This is a genomic window from Segatella copri, from assembly GCF_026015625.1.
Taxonomy (GTDB): Bacteria; Bacteroidota; Bacteroidia; order Bacteroidales; family Bacteroidaceae; genus Prevotella; species Prevotella copri_H.
On sequence record NZ_JAPDVG010000001.1, the window covers coordinates 339,458 to 360,671 of the forward strand.

Annotated in this window: 18 protein-coding genes and 1 pseudogene; 14 read left to right on the forward strand and 5 right to left on the reverse strand. The window is 47.8% G+C overall.

What is annotated here, in order from left to right; genetic code table 11:
• Positions 1 to 39 precede the first annotated feature (39 nt).
• Together ONT19_RS01585 and ONT19_RS01590 are read left to right on the forward strand one after the other, a co-directional pair.
• Positions 40 to 315, forward strand: a pseudogene (locus ONT19_RS01585) (IS4 family transposase); the annotation flags it as partial.
• Between the two features lie 297 nt (positions 316 to 612).
• On the forward strand, positions 613 to 1,242 hold the full coding sequence (locus tag ONT19_RS01590) for a hypothetical protein (protein WP_153094465.1): 630 nt from the start codon (positions 613 to 615) through the stop codon (positions 1,240 to 1,242).
• Positions 1,243 to 1,315: 73 nt separating this feature from the next.
• On the opposite strand, the gene ONT19_RS01595 is transcribed toward ONT19_RS01590, so the two are convergent.
• Both ONT19_RS01595 and ONT19_RS01600 read right to left on the reverse strand, forming a co-directional pair.
• Positions 1,316 to 3,133 carry a pectate lyase gene (locus ONT19_RS01595; protein ID WP_264952443.1) on the reverse strand — a complete coding sequence of 606 codons (1,818 nt, stop codon included), beginning with the start codon at positions 3,131 to 3,133 and terminating at the stop codon, positions 1,316 to 1,318.
• Between the two features lie 112 nt (positions 3,134 to 3,245).
• Positions 3,246 to 5,867: a glycoside hydrolase family 88 protein gene (locus ONT19_RS01600; RefSeq protein ID WP_264952442.1), complete on the reverse strand. Its 2,622-nt coding sequence runs from the start codon at positions 5,865 to 5,867 to the stop codon at positions 3,246 to 3,248.
• Between the two features lie 279 nt (positions 5,868 to 6,146).
• On the opposite strand from ONT19_RS01600, the gene ONT19_RS01605 reads away from it, so the two are divergent.
• Positions 6,147 to 6,743 carry a sigma-70 family RNA polymerase sigma factor gene (locus ONT19_RS01605; protein WP_118253824.1) on the forward strand — a complete coding sequence of 199 codons (597 nt, stop codon included), beginning with the start codon at positions 6,147 to 6,149 and terminating at the stop codon, positions 6,741 to 6,743.
• Here the strand turns inward: ONT19_RS01605 and rpe are convergent.
• Both rpe and ONT19_RS01615 read right to left on the reverse strand, forming a co-directional pair.
• Positions 6,740 to 7,393, reverse strand: a complete 654-nt coding sequence (gene rpe, locus ONT19_RS01610) for a ribulose-phosphate 3-epimerase (RefSeq protein ID WP_117727141.1) — start codon at positions 7,391 to 7,393, stop codon at positions 6,740 to 6,742. The two genes, ONT19_RS01605 and rpe, sit on opposite strands and share 4 nt — an antisense overlap.
• A gap of 16 nt (positions 7,394 to 7,409) precedes the next feature.
• Complete coding sequence (locus tag ONT19_RS01615) at positions 7,410 to 7,538, reverse strand: hypothetical protein (RefSeq protein WP_022120798.1); 129 nt, start codon at positions 7,536 to 7,538, stop codon at positions 7,410 to 7,412.
• A gap of 574 nt (positions 7,539 to 8,112) precedes the next feature.
• Here ONT19_RS01615 and trpD point away from each other — a divergent pair.
• From trpD to ONT19_RS01650, 7 genes are all read left to right on the forward strand, one after another.
• Positions 8,113 to 9,117 (forward strand): anthranilate phosphoribosyltransferase, encoded by a 1,005-nt coding sequence (gene trpD, locus ONT19_RS01620; protein WP_182429546.1) that lies wholly within the window; start codon positions 8,113 to 8,115, stop codon positions 9,115 to 9,117.
• A gap of 150 nt (positions 9,118 to 9,267) precedes the next feature.
• Complete coding sequence (trpC, locus tag ONT19_RS01625) at positions 9,268 to 10,080, forward strand: indole-3-glycerol phosphate synthase TrpC (RefSeq protein WP_118151989.1); 813 nt, start codon at positions 9,268 to 9,270, stop codon at positions 10,078 to 10,080.
• Positions 10,081 to 10,085: 5 nt separating this feature from the next.
• On the forward strand, positions 10,086 to 10,706 hold the full coding sequence (locus ONT19_RS01630; RefSeq protein WP_119237142.1) for a phosphoribosylanthranilate isomerase: 621 nt from the start codon (positions 10,086 to 10,088) through the stop codon (positions 10,704 to 10,706).
• Positions 10,707 to 10,734: 28 nt separating this feature from the next.
• Positions 10,735 to 11,511: a tryptophan synthase subunit alpha gene (trpA, locus tag ONT19_RS01635; RefSeq protein ID WP_118253821.1), complete on the forward strand. Its 777-nt coding sequence runs from the start codon at positions 10,735 to 10,737 to the stop codon at positions 11,509 to 11,511.
• A gap of 77 nt (positions 11,512 to 11,588) precedes the next feature.
• Positions 11,589 to 12,788, forward strand: a complete 1,200-nt coding sequence (gene trpB / locus ONT19_RS01640; protein ID WP_264952441.1) for a tryptophan synthase subunit beta — start codon at positions 11,589 to 11,591, stop codon at positions 12,786 to 12,788.
• A gap of 22 nt (positions 12,789 to 12,810) precedes the next feature.
• Entirely contained in the window at positions 12,811 to 14,250 is a 1,440-nt protein-coding gene (locus ONT19_RS01645) for an anthranilate synthase component I family protein (protein ID WP_264952440.1), read from the forward strand.
• 24 nt (positions 14,251 to 14,274) lie between these two features.
• Entirely contained in the window at positions 14,275 to 14,841 is a 567-nt protein-coding gene (locus tag ONT19_RS01650; RefSeq protein WP_118079021.1) for an anthranilate synthase component II, read from the forward strand.
• A gap of 242 nt (positions 14,842 to 15,083) precedes the next feature.
• Here the strand turns inward: ONT19_RS01650 and ONT19_RS01655 are convergent, their stop codons facing one another.
• Complete coding sequence (locus tag ONT19_RS01655) at positions 15,084 to 16,064, reverse strand: ROK family protein (protein WP_118253817.1); 981 nt, start codon at positions 16,062 to 16,064, stop codon at positions 15,084 to 15,086.
• Positions 16,065 to 16,373: 309 nt separating this feature from the next.
• Here ONT19_RS01655 and ONT19_RS01660 point away from each other — a divergent pair, with 309 nt between their 5' ends.
• The 4 genes from ONT19_RS01660 (at position 16,374) to ONT19_RS01675 (ending at position 21,163) form a co-directional block, all read left to right on the forward strand.
• Entirely contained in the window at positions 16,374 to 17,051 is a 678-nt protein-coding gene (locus ONT19_RS01660; RefSeq protein ID WP_118253816.1) for a LysE family translocator, read from the forward strand.
• Positions 17,052 to 17,133: 82 nt separating this feature from the next.
• Complete coding sequence (locus ONT19_RS01665; RefSeq protein ID WP_006846332.1) at positions 17,134 to 17,688, forward strand: DUF4924 family protein; 555 nt, start codon at positions 17,134 to 17,136, stop codon at positions 17,686 to 17,688.
• 58 nt (positions 17,689 to 17,746) lie between these two features.
• The gene (locus ONT19_RS01670) at positions 17,747 to 19,333 is read left to right on the forward strand and encodes a peptide chain release factor 3 (protein ID WP_153094468.1); all 1,587 of its coding nucleotides are present in this window, start codon (positions 17,747 to 17,749) and stop codon (positions 19,331 to 19,333) included.
• Positions 19,334 to 19,348: 15 nt separating this feature from the next.
• On the forward strand, positions 19,349 to 21,163 hold the full coding sequence (locus ONT19_RS01675) for a chloride channel protein (protein ID WP_437183490.1): 1,815 nt from the start codon (positions 19,349 to 19,351) through the stop codon (positions 21,161 to 21,163).
• Positions 21,164 to 21,214: the final 51 nt, after the last annotated feature.

Below are 21,214 nucleotides of genomic sequence, written 5' to 3' on the forward strand. Positions count from 1 at the left end.
TTCTTGTCATAAAAGTAATTATGTAAAGCTTCTCATAATTACTTCAAGTGGCTCAAGCAGCACCTCAAGATCAAAAAGTTCTGGGGAACTACCGAGAACGCAGTCAGAATACAGATAGCGGCTGCTATTACTGCCTACTGCCTTGTGGCGATTGTCCAGCACGATATGAAGTTGAAACGCTCGACCTACGAGGTCTTGCAAATCCTCAGCATATCATTGACGGACAAAACACCGCTCAGGGAACTGTTCGATAAGACTTATTCCAATGATGTCAAAGAGCAATTTGGTCCCCTCATTCCGGGGCTATTTGATTAATATTAAACTCGTCCCAATTTTAACGGGACACTAATGATTTTTATTTTCAGTTTACATTTTTAAGTTTGTTGTTGCAAAAATACACTTATTATTTTTATTTAAGGTATTTTCGTTTCGGTTTCGGTGCAAAAGTTACGTAATCGTTTTCGTAGATTTAGTTCGTTTTGGTTCATGTTTTTCTTCATTTCTCAAAATGATTTATTATTTTTGCCACCGAAATAAACTAGCAAATGAATTAAACTGCAATACAGTTATTCATCAACTAAATTTAATTTATAAACTTAAAAATAAACGATTATGAAGAAATTCTTTACTCTTATCGCAGCTGTAGCTTTGGCTGCAAGTGTTAATGCACAGGGCGTTTATGCTGTTTCTGATGGCGAAATTCCTGAAGGTGGTTCTAAAATCATTTCTGTTCCTAATATTACAATGACTTGGGGAGAGGATACTTGGAAAGATAATAAAAAAGTAGATGGTAAGTTTGAAGGAATGGATTACAAAGTAACTGGTAGTTCAAATGCTTCTGTTTCAAATATGGTTCCTTCATCTGGTGCTTATGTAGCTTTTGAAGCAACAAAAGACGGTGTTGTCACTTTCTGTTATAAACTGAACAAGAATAAGACTCAGCATTTTGTAGATCAAGATGGTAATAAGGTTGTAGAGTCTATTCCTGAAACATCAGGTAAATCTGTTTATCTTAAGACAGATTTTCCTGTAAAAGCAGGTGTAAAGTATTACGCATATACTGAAGGCAGTAAAATGGATGTGTTCGGTTTTAAGTTTGCTTTGGGTACTAGCACCGGCATCTCTTCAGTAAACGCTGCCGCAGCCAAGAAGAATGGTAAGACCTACAATATGGCTGGTCAGGAGGTTTCTTCTTCTGCAAAGGGCTTGATTATCAAGAACGGTAAGAAGTATGTAAAGTAACAGATTGTATAAACTTATAAAACAAAAGGGCATTCCCAAACGAGGGGATGCCCTTTTTGTTTTATAAGAAGTTTTATTCCTTTATTACCTTATCCACTACGGTCTTTCCGTTCTGAAACAGCATCTTGCGGATGTTGATGCCTTTTTGAGGAGCAGAAAGGAGGGTGCCGTTGAGACTGTAATACTTTACTTCGGCTAATTCACTGGGATTGGAGGTGATGATCTGCGAGATGCCTGTAGGATTCTTCCATGCAGGATAGTATTCATCTACCTTGTTCTCTGCATCAGCATTGCCCTGCTTCATGATGTCCTCAACCAGCGAATTGGCGTAAACCTCAAGGTTGGTGTAGTACTCCTTGCTGTCAAGTGAGTAGGTAAGGGCATCTGAAGCATCGTTTGGATCTAAGCCGTTGGCAGTCTCCCATGCATCAGGAATGCCGTCCTTATCGGTGTCGAAGTCGACAGGGCGAGAAGCGGTGCCGAAGTTTGCCCCGGTGTAGCCGTTTACATCTGAAACCTTGTCGATGATGCCAGGTGATTGGGTAATGCTTCCCTTATACTTGGCTGTACCTGTCTTTGCCTCTTCCATGTAGCGCGCATCAATCTCATCGCGGTAGAGCGAAGCTCCGCTGTATGTCAGTACTTTATTGAATGCTTCGGCAGCAGAGTGGGTGGTAACTTCTCCTGTTGGAGCAGCAGCGTCCATCTTGATCTTGACACAAGAAACACCACTGATGGTTTGGTGGGCTACGGTATCTCCGTAGAAATTCTTTTTGTCAGCAGAATATTCCTCGCCATTATAAGTATAGGTTCCATCATCGTATATCACACCCTTCCAGTCCTTGTTCTTGGTAACAGAACCCTTGGTGGTTTCGGTGGTGTTTCCGTTGATGAAGTAACGGCTGGTCATGCCGTAGAACTCAGGATGATTCTTGTCAGAATTTCCACTTGTTGATACGGTTACTTGCGTGATACGGTCCTGGTTTCCACGTTCCTTGCCGGAGCTTACGCTTACCTTGAGGCCGTTCAGGGTTGTACTTTTTAAACTGTGGCTTGGTCCAGCCTTGTAGTAATTGTTCACGATGTTGATCTGTCCGCCGCCCGGACCTCCGTAGCAGGTACCCTGTGCGTTATACATCACGCAGTTGCGGAAGTCTACGTTTTCTGCCTGCACGGTGTTCTTCCACTGATATGTATCGTAATCTTTGTTGCTGGTGTAGCCTGTCCATCCGTATCTTGCGCCATTGAAACGGGGACCGCGGTTCATGAGATGGCCTACGAAGTTGTGGTGGAAGCTGGCGAGCTTACCGCCCCAGATGCCTCCGTAACCATGTGCTCCCTTAGAGTGGCCCGGATTGGTGAGACTCTCGGCAACGGTACACCACTGCATGGTGAAATTGTTGTTGTCGTAGAATGAAGCCACCTCATCGATACTCCAGCTGAAGGAACAGTGGTCGAAGATGATGCCGGTCTTGTTGCGCTGCCAGGTAGCATCCGCACCGTCATTGATATCCTTCTCCTCTCCGCGGCGTATGCGGAGGAAACGGATGATGTTGTTGTTGCCCGGTTGAACGGTGTAATATCTGAGGGTGATGCCCGGAGATGGGGCAGTCTGTCCGAGGATGGTGATGTTGTCACCTATCTTGAGCTCAGACTTCAGGGCGATGACGCCAGCCACATCGAAGACGATGATTCTCTTTCCCGTTTTGACAGCCTCTCTGAAAGAACCTGTTCCGCTGTCATTGAGATTGGTTACGTGTACTACTTTTCCGCCTCTTCCGCCGGTTACATATCTTCCGTGACCTTCTGCGCCCGGAAAGGCTGGAGTTTGTGCCAAAGCAGCAGCACTCATGAGTGCTGCTGCCATTGTTGTGAATATTTTCTTTTCCATCGGTGAGAATTCTTTAAATTCAGTTTACAGTTTAGAGTTAATAGTTTATAGGGCAATCTTGTTATACGGCGAAGCCGCTGTAAACTATTAACTTTAAACTATTAATTAAGTTTTACTTATTCAGTCCCTGGATTTCCATTTCCAAACTAGCCCAGATGAAAGGACCTACGCCCTTGGCATCATTGTCGCGGATAGGTTCGCTCATGTAATAGTCGAAACTTCCGTCGCGCTTGAAGTTTGGCTTTTTGACGTATGGACCAGGGCCAGGACCGAGTCCGCTGACAGCACAGCAGCGGGTAAGGCTGATGGTCTTGTCAGGATTTACCTGGATGAAGTTGTTCAGGATTCCCTCATAAGCCTTGATACCTGCTTTCTGATATTCCTTGCCGAGGTATCCCTTGCGGTAACCCTTGAGGAGAACATAGGCAAACATGCTTGAAGCGGTGCTCTCGAGGTAGTTGCGAGGATCCTTTACGTCCATCACATCGTACCATACACCCGTCTTCTTATCCTGATATTTCACCACGCTCTTCATTGCCTTATTTAATAAGGTGATGATTTCGCCGCGGCGAGCATAATCTTTAGGCATGGCATCGAGGCATTCGGTCATCGCCATGACGTACCATCCGAGGGCTCTTGCCCAGGTATGCTGGCTCTTTCCGTCTTCCTTGTTTGCCCAGAACTGGCTGTGGGTTTCGTCCCATGCATGCTTCCAGAGTTGGGTCTTCTCATCGTAGGTACGCAGGTCGGTCTTCACAATCTGGTCTACCGCATCGTCGAGAATCTTCTTCGCCTTCTTAGGCTTGAGGTTCTGTACGGCGTAGTTGCAGTAGAAAGGCAGACCCATGAAGATGCCGTCGAGCCATACCTGGTTGGCGTAAATAGCCTTGTGCCAGTAAACGCCTTCCTTGGTGCGAGGCTGGTTCTGAAGCTGTTTGAAGAGTGTCTTTAGCGCCAGTTTGCTGCTCTTGCTAGGGAAGAGGTTGTGCATGCGGAGGATGAACTTCGCGGTGCGCACATTGTCGAGGTTGAAATCCTCATATTTGTAGCCTGTGATGTTTCCCTTTTCGTCAATCATCTTGGCAGGATATTCTTTCAGGTAGTTGATGATTGCCTCGTTGTTGGCATCGGCATCAGCTCCCTTGAAGGTGCTCTTTCCGCCTTTGTAATGGAGGTAGGTGTCGAGCATACCTTCCATCTCAATGCCCATTACGTAGCTCCACTTTGGCTTAGTGCTGAAGTCGAGCAGGTAAGACTGAGGCACGCGCTGCATCTCGCTGTGGGTGAGCCACTCTGAGTAGGTCTGGTAAGGACGGTCTTCCTTGTTGAGAACCAGGGAACCGTTGATTGTGAGGTTGTCGAACTTCACGTTTCTTGTCTTGCCGGTAACCTTGGTAGGCTGCTTCACTACACCGTCGAACTTACAGTTCTTTACATGGATGTCGTATACGTTTTCTACCTTGTTTCCACCGATGATGAGCACACCGTAGTTGCTCTTCTGGCAGGTAACATCTTCCATGCTCACGTTGCGCACGGTAGGTTCAAATCCGCGGTAGCAAGCCTCTCTTGGCTCATAGTCGAGGTTGATTTTGAGCACGGCTTCCTTACACTGTCCTACGGTAACCTTGCGCATGTGGATGTTCTGGATGAGTCCGCCGCGGCAGTTGTTGGTCTTGATGCGGAGGATGCGTTCCAGATGAGGAGAGTCCATCTCGCAGTTCTCGGCGTATACATTCTCGCATCCGCCTGAAATCTCAGAACCGATGACTACGCCACCGTGTCCGTCTTCCATGCGGCAGTTGCGGATGATGATGTTCTTGGATGGCTTGTTCCAGAGACGTCCGTCGTTGTTTCGTCCGCTCTTAATGGCGATGCAGTCGTCGCCGGTGTGGAAGATACAGTTCTGGATGAGTACATTCTCGCATGCCTCAGGGTCGCATCCGTCTCCGTTAGGTCCTTCGTTCCAAACGGTTACGCCGTCTACCGTGATGTCCTTGCAGAGCAGAGGGTGCATCACCCAGAAAGGCGAGTTGATCATCTTTACGTCCTTGATGAGAATGCGCTCAGAGCGTACGAAGTTGACGAGCTGAGGGCGGAGACCCTGTCCCATACCGAACTTGCGCTCATCGAAAGGCACACCGTCTTCTGCCATTTTCTGCAGTCTGGCGCGGGAGCCCATCTTCTGGTGTTCCTTGGTTACGCCCTCCTTGTATCCGAAGTAAGGATTGCCGTTCCACTGCCACCATGTATCATTGTTGCCGCCTCCGTCGATGGTACCTTTACCGGTAATGGCGATGTCGGAAACCTTGTAGGCGTAGATGCATGGAGAGTAGTTCCAGCATGCCAATCCTTCCCATGCGGTGCGAACCAGCGGATAGAGTTTTGGCTCAAAGGCAAACTGCAGTACGGCACCTTCTTCGAGGTTCAGTTCTACGAAGCTCTTCATCTCAATGGCTCCTGTGCGCCAGGTACCCTTCGGTATGACGATGGTACCGCCACCTTTCTTAGAGACGAGGGCGATGAGTTTGTTGATTGCCTTCTGGTTCTGTGCAGCCGAAGCGTTCTGCTTGGCTCCATAGGCAGAAATTACATACTTCTTGGTTGCCTGCTTGATATTAGGCAACTGTATGCTCTGTTCAATGCGCTGATATTCATCATCGTTCCATCCGTCGGCCCAAGCGCAGGCTGGGATGAGAAGCAGGGCAACGAGTAAGGTCTTAAAGAATTTCTTCATTGTCTTTGTTCTAGTTTTATGATTATTTGTATTTATTTATTTATTTGTATGAATCTGTTTATTCGTTTGTTTGGGTTTGATGTTTAACACATCGGTGCAAAGTTACGAATTTTATTTGGAAAACAGGTACTGGTAATGTTAAAATTAAATGTTTTTGCAAAAAAGTTTGGTGTTTTCAAAATAAATTGTTATCTTTGCAACGATATTTAACATTATTAACGCAATAAATACTGGGTAGCCTATTGGATAGACATTTACTTAATAAATAAGATTAAGAAAATGAGAAAACTCAATAATATGACAGACGAAGAGTTGGCCCTGGCTTATGTCGGGGGCGACAACAGAGCCTTTGACCTGTTGCTTTCACGCAACGAGGTGAAACTGTTCTCTTACATCCTTTTCGTGGTTCACGATGAGGATCTGGCGAATGATATCTTCCAGGAGACATTCGTAAAGGCTATCAGTCGTTTGCATGCTGGCCAGTATTCCTGTTCTGGCAAATTTATTTCGTGGTTAATGCGTATAGCGCATAATGTCATCATCGACGGTTATCGCAGTCAGTGTGTATTCCGCATGGTTGAACAGGGGAACGACAATGATCTTTCCTGTCTGCGAGGCGAAGATTTTCAGGCAGACTGTGCTGAGCAGGAGATGGTACGCAAACAGGTGCTCCGTGATGTGAAGAAACTGGTAGACTTTCTGCCGGCTCCACAACGCGAGGTGGTTTATATGCGTTATTATCAGCAGATGTCTTTCAAGGATATAGCCGAGTGTACCAATGTGAGCATCAATACGAGTCTAGGAAGAATGCGTTATGCGCTCCTTAACCTCCGCAAGATGGCTAAGGAGCACAATATCTATCTGAATCTTGATTAGTGGAGTTCTTTCAGGGCATGGATGGTAGCATAAGGGTCTGTGCTCTTGAACACATAACTTCCGCTTACCAGCACGTCTACTCCGGCTTTCACCAGTCTTGGAGCAGTTTCTGCCTGCACGCCGCCATCTACCTCGATGAGTGCCTGGCTTCCGCTCTCTTTGATGAGCTGGCGCAGACGGCCTATCTTCTTGATGGTGTTCTCGATGAATTTCTGTCCGCCGAAGCCTGGGTTAACGCTCATCAAAAGTACCATGTCTACATCGCAGATGATGTCTTCTAGTACACATACCGGGGTAGAAGGGTTGAGGGTAACTCCTGCCTTCATGCCTGCTGCATGAATCTGCTGGATGGTGCGGTGCAGATGGGTGCAGGCCTCGTAGTGCACGTTCATCATCATGGCACCGAGCTTGGCAGTCTGCTCAATGTAATTTTCCGGGTGCTGTATCATAAAGTGAACATCGAGGGGCTTGGTGCACACCTTGCTCACGGCTTCTATCACAGGGAAGCCGAACGAGATGTTGGGCACGAAGACACCATCCATCACATCGAGGTGGAGCCAGTCGGCCTCACTCTTGTTAATCATCTCTATATCACTCTTCAGGTCAATGAAGTTGGCTGAGAGCAATGAAGGGGATACCATTGTTTTCATCTTTCTTCTTCTTCTTTTAGTTAGGATAGCACACCTTTAGCTTCCCATTTTGCACCATGGTATGATAGGAGTAGGCTATCTGCTTGATGAAGTAGATGGTCTGAGCCGAAGGTCTCATTTTCTTTGGTGTAAATACTTGCTTCATAGGCGTGAATCTTTTTATTTGAATAATACTTCTTGTTATTTGTTTTTAGAACGGGCATGTCTTGAGGATGAGTTTTCCTCTTTCCGTAACCTGTTCTCTAAATAAATAACGGCGTATTGGGAAATTTATTACATTCAGGCGAAATATTTTTTCTTTTTCTTTCTCCCTATATATAATAAGGTATAGTGGAGAAAACGTGAGACGAAAGTGGAGAAAAAGGGGCGCTGGATGATAAAATAGTGTTAAATCTTAAAATTTCTCGACAAAAAGTTTGTAGTTTAAAAGAAAAACTGTACTTTTGCGGTAGAAATGAAGAACGAAGGAGAATCTTTTCGTTAAAAAGAAAGAAACGCCTCGTTTTTGGTAGTAACAAACAATTAAAAGAAAAAGCAATATGAATACATTCGTATCTACATCATGGTGGTGGCGTAACTCAAGATTCCAGAAGTCGTGAGTCGAGACGCTGTATGTGGATGTGAACAACATAATATACTAGGGGTCTGCCGTAACTTACGACAGGCCCCTTTTCTTTTACAACGAAAAATAAAAACAAAAAATATAGGAGATATTAATTATGGAAATGAAGGACATTTTGAACAGAATGTTGAACCATGAGGAACTTTCCCGTGAGGAAACCCGAGACATCATTGTAGGAATCACTAAGAGTGATTTTCCTGAGGAACAGATTACAGCCCTGCTCACCGGTTTGCAGATGAGAGGCGTAACGGTAGATGAACTGCTCGGTTTCCGTGACGGAATTCTTGCCACAGGCGTGCCAGCCATCCTGGATTGCGACCGCTACATTGACGTGGTGGGAACCGGTGGCGACCGCAAGAACACCTTTAACATTTCTACTACTTCCTGCTTCGTCATTGCGGGTGCGGGTTACAAGGTGGCAAAGCACGGCAACTATGCGGCTACTTCGGTGAGCGGTGCTAGCAACGTCATCAAGAACCACGGTGTCCAGTTTACCGATGATATAGACAAGCTGAACCGCAGCATCAACGAGGCAGGCATCGTTTATCTTCATGCCCAGCTCTTCGCCAAGGCAATGAAGTTTGTAGGTCCTATCCGCAAGGCTTTGCAGTTTCCTACCGTGTTCAACCTGTTAGGTCCTCTTGTTAATCCTAGTCAGCCTAAGTGCCAGTTGCTGGGTGTAGCCAATCTCGACCAGATGCGCCTTTACAATCAGGTTTACCAGAAACTAGGCATTGATTTCGGCATTGTTAACAGCATCGACGGATATGATGAAATTTCACTCACCGGCGACTTCAAGGTAACCACCAACAACTATGAGAAGATCTTCAAGCCTCAGGGTCTCGGTTTCGAGATAGCCAAACCGGAAGAGGTGCGAGGCGGAGCAACCGAGGAAGAGGCTAAGGACATCTTTGATGCAGTACTTGAAAACCGTGCCCTCCCAGCCCAGAAGAACATCGTTCTCGCCAATGCAGCCTTCGGCATCCAGGTAATGGAGAAGGGACAGAAGAGCATAGAGGAATGTGTGGAGATAGCAAGAGAGAGCATTGACTCGGGTAAGGCGCTCGCTACCTTCAAGAAATTCGTAGAGATCAACAGTTAAAGGTAAAAAGGGCTTTTAAAAGTAAAAAGGTAAAAGGGTAAAAAGGTAAAAAGAGCCTTAACCCCTTTGTTCCCCCCCCCTCCCCCCCCGTTCCCAGCGATTCCATCGCTGGTTCCCCAAGTCTTTATCTTAAATAAAAAAACGAAAAAAATGGCTGATATTTTAGAGGAAATTGTGGCTCATAAAAGAATAGAGATTGAGCAGCGTAAGCGCTTTATCCAGCCACGGCAGATGATAACCCTCACCGAGCAGAAAATGCAGGAAGATGGGGGAAAGGTGCCGGGCGGAAGCATGAAGGAGTCGCTGATGAACTCGGAAACGGGAATCATTGCTGAATTCAAGCGCAAATCGCCTTCTAAGGGCTGGATCAAACAGGAAGGTAAGCCGAGCATCATCCCGCTCGCCTACCAGCAGAACGGAGCCTCGGCGCTCAGCATCCTCACCGACATTGATTACTTCGGAGGATATGATGAGTATATTCAGGAGGCGCGCCATGTGGGCGTTACCCTACCTATCTTATATAAGAACTTCGTGGTAGAGGAATACCAGCTGCTGCAGGCGAGATACTGCGGAGCTTCTGCCGTGCTGCTCATTGCGGCCTGCCTGACCAAGGAGGAGTGTAAGCAACTCATGAACATGGCACACCAGCTGGGCATGGAGGTACTGCTCGAGATGCATAATGAGCGCGACTTCGAGTATGCTGAACTGGAACCGGATATGTACGGCATCAACAACCGAAATCTCGGAACCTTCTTTACTGATGTGGAGAACAGCTTCAGATTGGCAGAGAAACTTCCGAAGGATGTGTGCAGGGTGAGCGAGAGTGGCATCTCCAACCCGCAGACGGTTCTCCGGTTGAGAGAAGAAGGCGGCTTCAGAGGTTTCCTGATGGGCGAACAGTTCATGAAACAGGCTGACCCGGGCGTGGCGCTTCAAGAGTTTATTAAGCAGTTGAAACAATAAAGAAAATGTTAGTAAAGGTTTGTGGAATGCGTGAACCTGGTAATGTAAAGCAGGTTGCGCAACTCGGCGTTGATATGATGGGATTTATCTTTTATCCTAAGTCTCCACGGTATGCCAGTCATGTGCTGGCTCGCTCTGATGCTGACCGCAATGTGTGCCGAGTGGGAGTCTTCGTGAATGATTCCATTTCCAATATGTTGGATAAGATTCATTCATTCTCTCTGAATGCGGTGCAGATGCATGGAAGTGAGAGCAGGGAACTGTGTGAGCAGCTGCGTGCAGCAAAGGGGAATATGAAGATAATCAAAGCCATTAGTGTTTCCACTGCCGGGGACATTCTGAAATATAAGGAGTATGTAGGCGCTGTTGACTACTTCCTTTTCGACACCAAATGTAAGACAGTGGGCGGAAGTGGTCAGCAGTTTGACTGGCAGGTACTGGATGAATATGATGGCGATGTTCCATTCCTGTTGAGTGGCGGCATAGGTCCGGAAGATGCTTCCCGTATCCTGTCTTTCCATCATCCCCGATGCGTAGGAATCGACCTCAATTCCAGGTTTGAGATAGAACCGGGACTGAAGGATGTAGAGAAACTCAAGGAATTCCTTTTAAAGGTAAAAAAGTAAAAAGGTAAAAAAATAAAAAAGTAAAAAAATGAATAAGATAAATGCATTATTTGCAAACAATAAAGACCGCAAGCTTTTGAGCTTGTATTTCTGCGCCGGATGCCCAACTTTGGAAGGTACCGGTGATGTAATTAAGGCGATGGAGCGCAAGGGGATAGATATGATTGAGGTAGGAATCCCTTTCAGTGATCCGTTGGCTGATGGTCCTGTTATCCAGAGTGCCGGAACCGTGGCTCTGAAGAACGGAATGACGGTGAAGAAACTCTTCGCCCAGCTGAAGGAAATCAAGGATGAAGTGCAGCTTCCACTCGTGCTGATGGGTTATCTGAACCCAATCATGCACTACGGCATTGAGGCTTTCTTCAAGAGCTGCGTAGAGAGTGGAGTGAGCGGCACCATCATCCCAGACCTTCCCTTTGATGATTATCTGAAGGTGGTAAAACCCATAGCCGACAAGTATGACATCCGTGTCATCATGATGATTACGCCAGAAACCAGCGAGGAGCGCATCCGTTTCATCGATGAGCATACCGATGGATTCATCTACATGGTCAGTTCGGCAAGCATCACGGGCGCCCAGAGCAGTTTCGGCGATGCCAAGCTGGCTTATTTCAACCACATCAACAGCATGAATCTGCGCAATCCACGCATGATAGGTTTCGGCATCAGCAACAAGCAGACCCTTACCAGTGCGCAGGATAATGCGGCGGGAGCCATCATCGGCAGCAAGTTTGTAACCCTGCTCAATGAAACCGGTGATCCGGATAAGGCTTTAGATGGGCTTTTTGAGTGCCTCGAAAAGTAGTTGATAGTTAACAGCGGCTTCGCCGTATAGCAGGCTTGCTCTATAAACTATAAATAATAAATTATAAACTAAGTATTATGTATCAAGTTGACGAAAAAGGATTTTTTGGAAAATTCGGAGGAGCGTATGTTCCTGAGATATTATATAAATGTGTAACCGAGTTGCAGCAGGCTTACAAGCCAATCATTGAGAGCGAGGAGTTCAAGAAGGAATACCGTGCGCTGCTCAAAGATTATGTGGGCCGTCCTTCACCTCTTTATTATGCCAAGCGCATGAGCGAGAAGTACGGATGCCAGCTCTATCTGAAGCGCGAGGACCTGAACCATACCGGTGCACACAAAATTAACAACACCATCGGTCAGATTCTCATGGCCAAGAAGATGGGCAAGACCCGCATCATTGCCGAAACCGGAGCCGGACAGCACGGTGTGGCTACAGCTACGGTATGCGCCCTGATGAACATGAAGTGCGAAATTTTCATGGGTGCCACCGATGTGGAACGCCAGCATACCAACGTAGAGCGTATGAAGATGCTGGGAGCCAAGGTGAACCCTGTGCGCACCGGCAATATGACCTTGAGCGATGCCTGCTCTGAGGCCATACGTGACTGGTGCTGCCACCCACAGGATACCTTCTATATCGTAGGTTCTACCATGGGTCCGCACCCTTATCCAGACATTGTTGCCAAGATGCAGAGCGTAATCTCTGAAGAACTGAAATGGCAGCTTGAGGAGAAGAATGGCCGCGACTATCCTGATTACCTCATCGCCTGTGTGGGTGGCGGAAGCAACGCTGCCGGAACCATCTACCACTACATTGATGATGACCGCGTGAAGATTTACCTGGCTGAGGCTGCCGGTCACGGAATAGATACCGACTACACCGCTGCCACCATGCACTGCGGTACAGAAGGCATCATCCACGGTGCACGCACCCTTGTGATGCAGACCGAGGACGGACAGATAGAGGAAGCCTTTACCATCAGTGCCGGTCTCGACTATCCGGGCATCGGCCCTATGCACGCCGACCTTGCCACATCGGGCAGGAGTCATGTGCTCGCCATCAAGGACGATGAGGCTATCTACGCCGGTTACGAGCTCACCCGCATGGAGGGCATCATTCCGGCTATTGAGAGTGCGCACGCCGTGGCAGCCCTGAAGAAGATGAAGTTCAAGAAGGATGATGTGGTGGTGCTCACCGTATCAGGCCGTGGCGACAAGGATGTAGAAACCTATCTCGCGCACAAGGAAATGGCGGGAGAGTACGGAAACTTCTAATAGCAAAGATTTAATTTTTAAAATGGCAAAGTTTAGTTACAAGACAGTTACCCGCAAGATTCTCGCCGACCTCTATACGCCGGTAGGAGTCTACATGCGACTGAGAGATATTTATCCGCAGTCGGCTCTGATGGAGAGTTCCGACTATCATGGCTCCGAGAATTCGCGCTCCTTCATCGGTGTGCATCCGCTGGCAAGCATCGCCGTGAGTCATGGTGAGGTCATCAAGACCTATCCCGACGGAAGAGTAGAGAAAGAGCAGCTTCCGGCCTTCGGTGCCGGTCAGGGTGAGGAGTGCAAACTCGCCATCTCAAAGAGTATCAACGACTTCATCTCTTCCTTCCATGTAGAGGGCGAGAGCAAGGAGTTCTGCGGACTCTACGGATTCACCACCTTCAATGCGGTGAGATATTTTGAGAACATCCCTGTCAAGGATACCACCATGGAGAAGAATGATGCGCCCGACATCTATTACATCATGTATAAGGACATCATCGTCTTCGACCATTTCAACAACACCATGGAGTTCATTGCGCTCCAGGAAAGTGAAGATCCTCACTCTTCACTTCCAGAGCTCGATGAACTGCTCAAGGCGGTGAACAAGGCCAATGTGAAACCTTATGATTTCCACCCGGTGGACGAAACCACCTCTACGCTCACCGATGAGGAGCACAAGGCAAACATACGCCGATGCATACAGCACTGCCTGCGCGGAGATGTATTCCAGATTGTGGTGAGCCGCCGCTTCGTACAGAAATATGAGGGCGATGATTTCAAACTCTACCGTGCGTTACGCAGCATCAACCCTTCGCCTTACCTCTTCTATTTCGACTTCGGCGGTTTCCGCATCTTCGGTTCTTCGCCTGAAACCCATAACCGCATCGTGGGCAACAAGGCGTTCATTGACCCGATTGCCGGAACCACCCGACGCACAGGAGATATGGAGCAGGACCGCAAGGCTGCCGAATTCCTGCGCAACGACCCGAAGGAGAATGCCGAGCACGTGATGCTGGTAGACCTGGCGCGCAATGATCTGAGCCGCAACTGTCATGGGGTGAAAGTAGATTTCTACAAGGACATGCAGTTCTACAGTCATGTTATCCATCTCGTGAGCCGTGTGAGCGGAGTGTTGGATGAGTATGCCGACCACATCAAGGAGTTTATTGATACCTTCCCTGCCGGCACGCTGAGCGGTGCGCCTAAGGTGAGAGCGATGCAGATTATATCAGAGCTGGAGCCTCACAACCGCGGTGCCTATGGTGGCTGTATCGGTTTCATCGGTCTGAACGGCGACCTGAATCAGGCCATCGTGATACGTACCTTCATTAGCCGAAACGGCGAACTCTGGTTCCAGGCGGGTAGTGGAGTAGTGGCAAAGAGCAATGATGAGTATGAGCTAGAAGAGTGTAACAACAAGCTCGGTGCGCTGACCAAGGCGATTCACATTGCAGAGAAGCTCTAATTTAACATTTAACATTGACAAAAGATGAAAGTAGTAATCATTGATAATTACGATTCCTTTACCTATAATCTGGCCCATCTGGTAAAGGAGTTGGGAGCTGACGTTACGGTGTTCCGCAACGACCAGTTCCAGTTGCCGGAGCTGGAGCGCTTCGACAAGATCATTCTGAGTCCGGGTCCGGGCATTCCGTCGGAGGCGGGACTGCTGATGGATGTTATCCGCAAGTATGCAGGCCGCAAGCCGATGCTGGGCGTATGTCTGGGTCATCAGGCCATAGGCGAGGCGTTTGGAGCCAAGCTTACCAATCTTTCTGAGGTGTATCATGGAGTGGCAACCCCTTGCACCCAGTTTGGCAACGATGTTATTTTCGACGGGTTGGACAAGCGCATAGAGATTGGCAGATACCACTCTTGGGTGGTAGACCGCTCGGGATTCCCTGACTGCCTGGACGTTACGGCCGTAAGCGATGATGGTTGCATCATGGGTCTGAAGCATAAGAACTATGATATTCATGGTATACAGTTTCATCCGGAAAGCGTGCTGACGCCAGACGGCAAGAAGATGGTGAGAAACTGGTTGGAAAAAGCTTAATGACCTTAATGACCAATTACTTTAATGACCACCATGACCGCATGGTGGTTGTTGAGTTTTTTTTGTTTTATGATAAGAAAAAGCAAAGCCTGACGCTCTCTCGAGTGCCAGGCTTTTACAATTAACAATTTTAATTCTTGCTACAATCCTCTCACGAGTTTCACGAGTGGAATCTAACCTGAAAGAGTACCTTTCCCAATAAAGGAAAGGTCTCTAATAACCTTCTTAATCTTTAAAAATATTTACATATCCCAAGCCACAGCACTCGCACCGAGTACGGCAGCAGAACTACCATCAAGGGTAGAAACAAGGAATTTAGCCTTACCCTTGAAGGTGCGGAGCACGTGCTCATCATAAGCCTTCTGGATAGGTTTCATGATGAGGTCGCCAGCCTTGGTCAGACCACCGAAGAAGACGAAAGCCTCTGGTGAAGAGAAGGCTGCGAAATCAGCACAAGCCTCACCGAGCATCTTGCCGGTAAACTCGTATACACGCAGTGCCAGCTTGTCGCCCTTGCCTGCAGCAACGCTCACATCATAAGATGTAATATCCTCAGGGTTCATCTCGCGGAGCAATGAAGGCTCATCGCTCTTCTCGAGGAACTCGCGTGCTGTGCGAGCCACACCAGTGGCAGAGCAGTAAGCTTCGAGACATCCTGTACGGCCACATCCGCAGGTACGGCCCTCTTTGCCACGTACCATGGTAACGTGACCCAATTCGCCTGCGAATCCGTCGCAGCCGTAAACCATCTGTCCGTTGATGACGATACCAGAGCCAACGCCTGTACCGAGCGTAACGTCGATGAAGTTTTTCATGCCTCTTGCTACACCGTATGTCATCTCGCCGAGCGCAGCAGCGTTGGCATCATTGGTCATACCTACAGGCAAGCCGCCGAGGGCTTTGCTGAACAAGTCGGCCAATGGTACCACTCCGTCGTGTGCCCAAGGAAGATTTGGAGCGAATTCAATGGTTCCATTATAATAGTTTGCGTTTGGCGCACCGATACCCATTGCCTTAATCTTGTCAATCCCGCCTACCGTATCAATGATAGGCTGGAGAGCTTCTACGGCTGCCTTTACATAGTCTTCAACTTTTCCGTAACCGCCTGTCTTGATGGCAGTTGTTGCTTTGATCTCTCCGCGAGCATCTACGATGCCGAAAACTGAATTTGTACCGCCGAGGTCAAGGCCTATTACGTACGGTTTAAGTGTATTATCTGTCATGTTAATTATTTAAAATTAGTTAGAATTATTTTATTTCTCGGCAAAGATACTGAAAACTTTTGAATCTCGTTTATTTTTAAATATAAAAAATTTTAATTTTCTTTTTTTCTGCTAGACGATTTGCTGTCCGAAGTTTCTCTGTTGCCCTAAATCCTGTTTATATTCATGCAGAACATCCGCGTAATCCGTGTAATCCGTGCCCGAAAATATAAAAAACGGATATAAAATGAACTTTTAGGCGAAAAAATTGTGCTTTGTGCCCAAAATTTTGTAACTTTGCCGACTGTTAGAAATTGTAACGATACTAAGATGAATTTAGCATTTCCAATTGAGATAAACATCCTTGACTTCATATTCAAAGGAATTGTCATCGGTGTTCTTGCCTCAGCCCCTATGGGTCCGGTAGGCATCCTTTGCATCCAGCGTACACTCAACAAGGGTCGCTGGTATGGGTTTGTAACAGGTGTGGGTGCCGCATGCAGCGACATTGTATATGCTCTGTTTACAGGCTTGGGCATGAGTTTTGTGATGGATTTTGTGAGCAACTCCGAGAACAAGTTCTATCTTCAGATTTTCGGCAGTCTGATGCTCCTCGTATTCGGAATCTACTGCTTCAAGAGCGATCCGATGAAGAACATGCACAAGTCGAGCAACAAGCAGGGTACCCTGATGCACAATGGCATCACGGCGTTCCTCGTAACACTCTCCAATCCGCTCATCGTGTTCCTCTTCATGGCCACCTTCGCGCAGTTTGCTTTCGTCGTACCGGATATGCCGGTAGAAATGGGAGTAGGGTATCTCAGCATCGTCTTCGGAGCCCTGCTGTGGTGGTTCGGACTCACCTGGCTCGTCGACAAGATTAGGAATAAGTTTGATACCAACGGCATCGTCATTATCAATAAGGTAATAGGCAGCGTGGTCATCATCTTCTCCATCATCGCTCTCTTCGGCACGATTTTCAATCTGTATCATCTGCCGGAATTTTAAAAGTCCTTAAACAGGTTTTTAAACACCCCTTCAATCAGAAGAAGGCAAAGCATAAAGTTCAAAAGTTAACAGTTCAAAGTTTATGTTTGTAGCACAAGAATTAAGAAAGAAAAGTATCGCAGAATACTTATTATATATGTGGCAGATTGAGGACATCATCCGAGCTTACGGATGCTCGCTGCCTGTCATCAAAAAGAATTATGTAGACCGGTTCGACTTTACACCCGAGCAGCGCGAGGAAGAACTCGACTGGTTTGGCAACCTGATTCGCATGATGAACGAGGAGGGAAAGCGCGAGGGAGGACACCTTAATATTAATAAGGTGATACTGAAGGACGTCATTGATCTGCACGGCATGCTGCTGCAGAGCACCAAGTTTCCTATCTACAATGCCGAATATTACAAGGTGCTGCCTTTCATCGTAGAGCTGCGCCAGCGGGGCGACAAGGATCTCAACGAGATTGAAACCTGCCTCGATGCTCTCTATGGTGTGATGATGCTGCGCCTGCAGAAGAAGGAAATTACGCCCGAAACCGAAAGGGCCATCAAGGAGATAACCGTTTTCATAGGTCTGCTCAGCGATTATTACATCAAAGACCGAACCGAGGGACTCAAGTTTGATGATGACGACATGTAGGGATTAGTTATTAGTGATTACTTTTTAAGAATATACATTATTATATATTTACAACAGGATGAACGAAATAGAAAGAAGAAGAACATTTGCCATTATCTCTCACCCGGATGCTGGTAAGACAACATTGACCGAGAAGTTTCTGCTTTTCGGTGGACAGATTCAGGTGGCAGGTGCTGTAAAGAATAACAAGATTCGCAAAACTGCGACTTCTGACTGGATGGATATTGAGAAACAGCGTGGTATCTCGGTATCTACATCTGTAATGGAATTTGATTATCTCCCTGCCGGACAGGAGGGAGAACCTTATAAGGTGAATATCCTGGATACTCCAGGTCACCAGGACTTCTGCGAGGATACCTACCGCACACTTACAGCCGTAGATTCAGCCATCATCGTGGTTGACTCTGCCAAGGGTGTGGAGGCACAGACCCGTAAACTCATGGAGGTGTGCCGCATGAGAAATACCCCGGTAATCATCTTCATCAACAAGATGGACCGTGAGGGACGCGACCCGTTTGATGTGCTTGACGAGTTGGAAGAAGAGCTCAAAATCAAGGTTCGCCCGCTGAGTTGGCCTATCGGTCAGGGCGCCCGTTTCAAGGGTGTTTACAACATCTACGAGCATCAGCTGAACCTCTTTACCCCTAACAAACAGCGAGTTACCGAGAAGGTAGAGGTAGACATCCAAAGTTCAGAACTCGACGAGCGGGTTGGTGAACGTGAGGCTGCACAACTGCGTGAGGAACTGGAACTGGTAGATGGTGTTTACCCTAAGTTTGAGGAAGAAACCTACCGTTCGGCCGAAGTAGCACCTGTGTTCTTCGGTTCGGCACTGAACAATTTTGGTGTTCAGGAACTCCTCGACTGTTTTGTTCATATTGCTCCATCTCCTAGACCCACCCAGGCAGATGAGCGACTGGTGAAGCCTGAAGAACCTAAGTTCAGTGGTTTCATCTTCAAAATTACAGCCAATATTGATCCAAACCACCGCTCCTGCATCGCTTTCTGTAAGATATGCTCGGGCAAATTTGTGAGAAATCAGCCATATTACCACGTGCGCTTGGATAAGAACGTGCGTTTCTCTTCGCCTACCCAGTTCATGGCACAGCGCAAGAGTACCATTGACGAGGCTTATCCGGGTGACATTGTAGGTTTGCCAGACAACGGTATTTTCAAGATAGGAGATACGTTGACGGAGGGAGAGAAGATGCATTTTCGCGGTTTGCCAAGCTTCTCTCCACTCCTTTTCAAGTACATCGAGAATGATGACCCGATGAAGAGCAAGCAGTTCCAGAAGGGATTGGAGCAGCTCATGAACGAGGGTGTGGCGCAGCTCTTCGTCAACCAGTTCAACGGCCGCCGCATCGTGGGCACGGTTGGTCAGCTGCAGTTCGAGGTTATCCAGTACCGCCTGGAGAACGAGTACAACGCCAAGTGCCGCTGGGAGCCCGTGCATCTTCACAAGGCTTGCTGGATAGAGGCAGATGACGAGAAGGAACTCGAGAACTTCAAGAAGCGCAAGTACCAGTACATGGCCAAGGATATTGAGGGGCGCGATGTCTTTCTTGCCGATTCGGGCTACGTGTTGAGCATGGCGCAGCAGGATTTTGAACACATCAAGTTCCATTTCACATCGGAATTCTAAATCAATGTAAAAAAGATGGATGAAGAAATTCTAGATTACAACGGGCAGAAAGAGGGATGGGTCAGTAAGATGGTGGATTGGCAGAAAAAACATATTTCTGACCGCCAGATGACCCTTATCCTGGCTTTTATCATCGGCCTTCTGGCGTCGGTGGCAGGATATTTCCTGCACGGCATTGTGCACGAAATACAGTTGCTGCTCACTTCGGGATTTAACAAGGGCACCTATAACCTGCTCTTCCTGCTCTTCCCGATTGTGGGCATTTACCTCACCATGCTCTTTATTAAATATGTGGTCAGAGATAATATTTCCCACGGTATCACCCGTGTGCTTTACGCCATCTCTACCAAAAATTCCAAGCTCAAGGCCCACAACTGCTGGTCATCGGTGGTGGCATCAGGTATCACCATCGGTTTCGGTGGTTCCGTGGGAGCCGAGGCTCCTATTGTGCTCACGGGTTCGGCCATCGGCTCAAACCTGGGACAAATCTTCCGCATGGACAAGAAAACCATGATTCTGCTGGTGGGCTGTGGCGCCTCTGCAGCCATTGCTGGAATCTTTAAGGCGCCTATTGCCGGACTCGTGTTTACGCTTGAGGTGCTGATGGTAGACTTGAGCATGGCTTCCTTGCTGCCTATCCTTATCAGTTGTGTAACAGCTACTTGCTTTACCTACATCCTGATGGGCTCCAAGAGCCTTTTCGATTTTACGCTTACCAATCCGTGGGCGCTCGACCGCGTGCCTGCCTGCTTGTTATTGGGCATCTTTTGCGGTTTGGTGAGCCTTTATTTCATGCGCACCATGTCGGCATGCGAGGGCTTCTTTGCCAAGCTTTCGCCTTATCCATACGTAAAGCTGCTGTTTGGCGGACTGATTCTGAGTTCGCTCATCTTCCTCTTCCCTTCGCTCTATGGCGAAGGCTATACGGCAGTCAACGTGCTGCTGAAGGGACAGAATGTGGAAGACTGGGGGCAGGTGATGAGCCGTTCGCTCTTCTACGGGCACAACCAGCTGCTCATCCTCTATATCGCCTTGGTAACCTTTACCAAGGTTTTTGCCACCTCGGCCACCAATGGTAGTGGCGGATGCGGTGGTACCTTTGCTCCTTCGCTCATTATCGGAGGTTTTGCCGGTTTCCTCTTTGCGCGCCTTTGGAATGTGAATCAGGTAGGTGTCTATGTTCCTGAGCAGAACTTTACACTGATGGGGATGGCGGGCCTCATTACGGGCGTGATGCATGCACCGCTTACGGGCATCTTCCTCATCGCCGAACTCACGGGCGGCTACCAGCTCTTCATGCCGCTGATGATAGTGTGCATCTCTTCGCTGCTCACCATCAGCATCTTCGAGAGTCACAGCATCTACGCCCTGCGTCTGGCTAGAGAGGGCAAGCTGCTCACCCACCATATTGACAAGGCTGCGCTCACCCTGCTGGGCATGCAGGATATCATTGAGAAAGACTATCATCCAGTAGGTTCGGATCTGCCGATGAGCAAGCTGGTGAGTGAGATAAGTCGCAGTAACAACAACTTTCTGCCTGTTTTGGATCAGGCGGGTGTGCTGTTGGGAGTAATAGATATTACGAAGATTCGCCACATCATCTTCCGCACCGAACTGTATCAGCATTTCACCGTGCGTCAGCTGATGATGCAGCCTGCTGCCGTTCTTACCGAACATGACAGTATGGACGAGGTGATGCAGAAATTTGATAAAACCGATGCCGCCCAACTGCCAGTGGTTGATGTGGCAGGCGTACTTAAGGGTTACATCAGCCGTACTAGAATCTATTCCATGTACAGGCAGATTGTAGCGGATATGTCGGCAGAGTAGGAGTTTTAAGTGAAGAGTGAAGAACGATGAGTGAAGCATTCAACGGCTTTG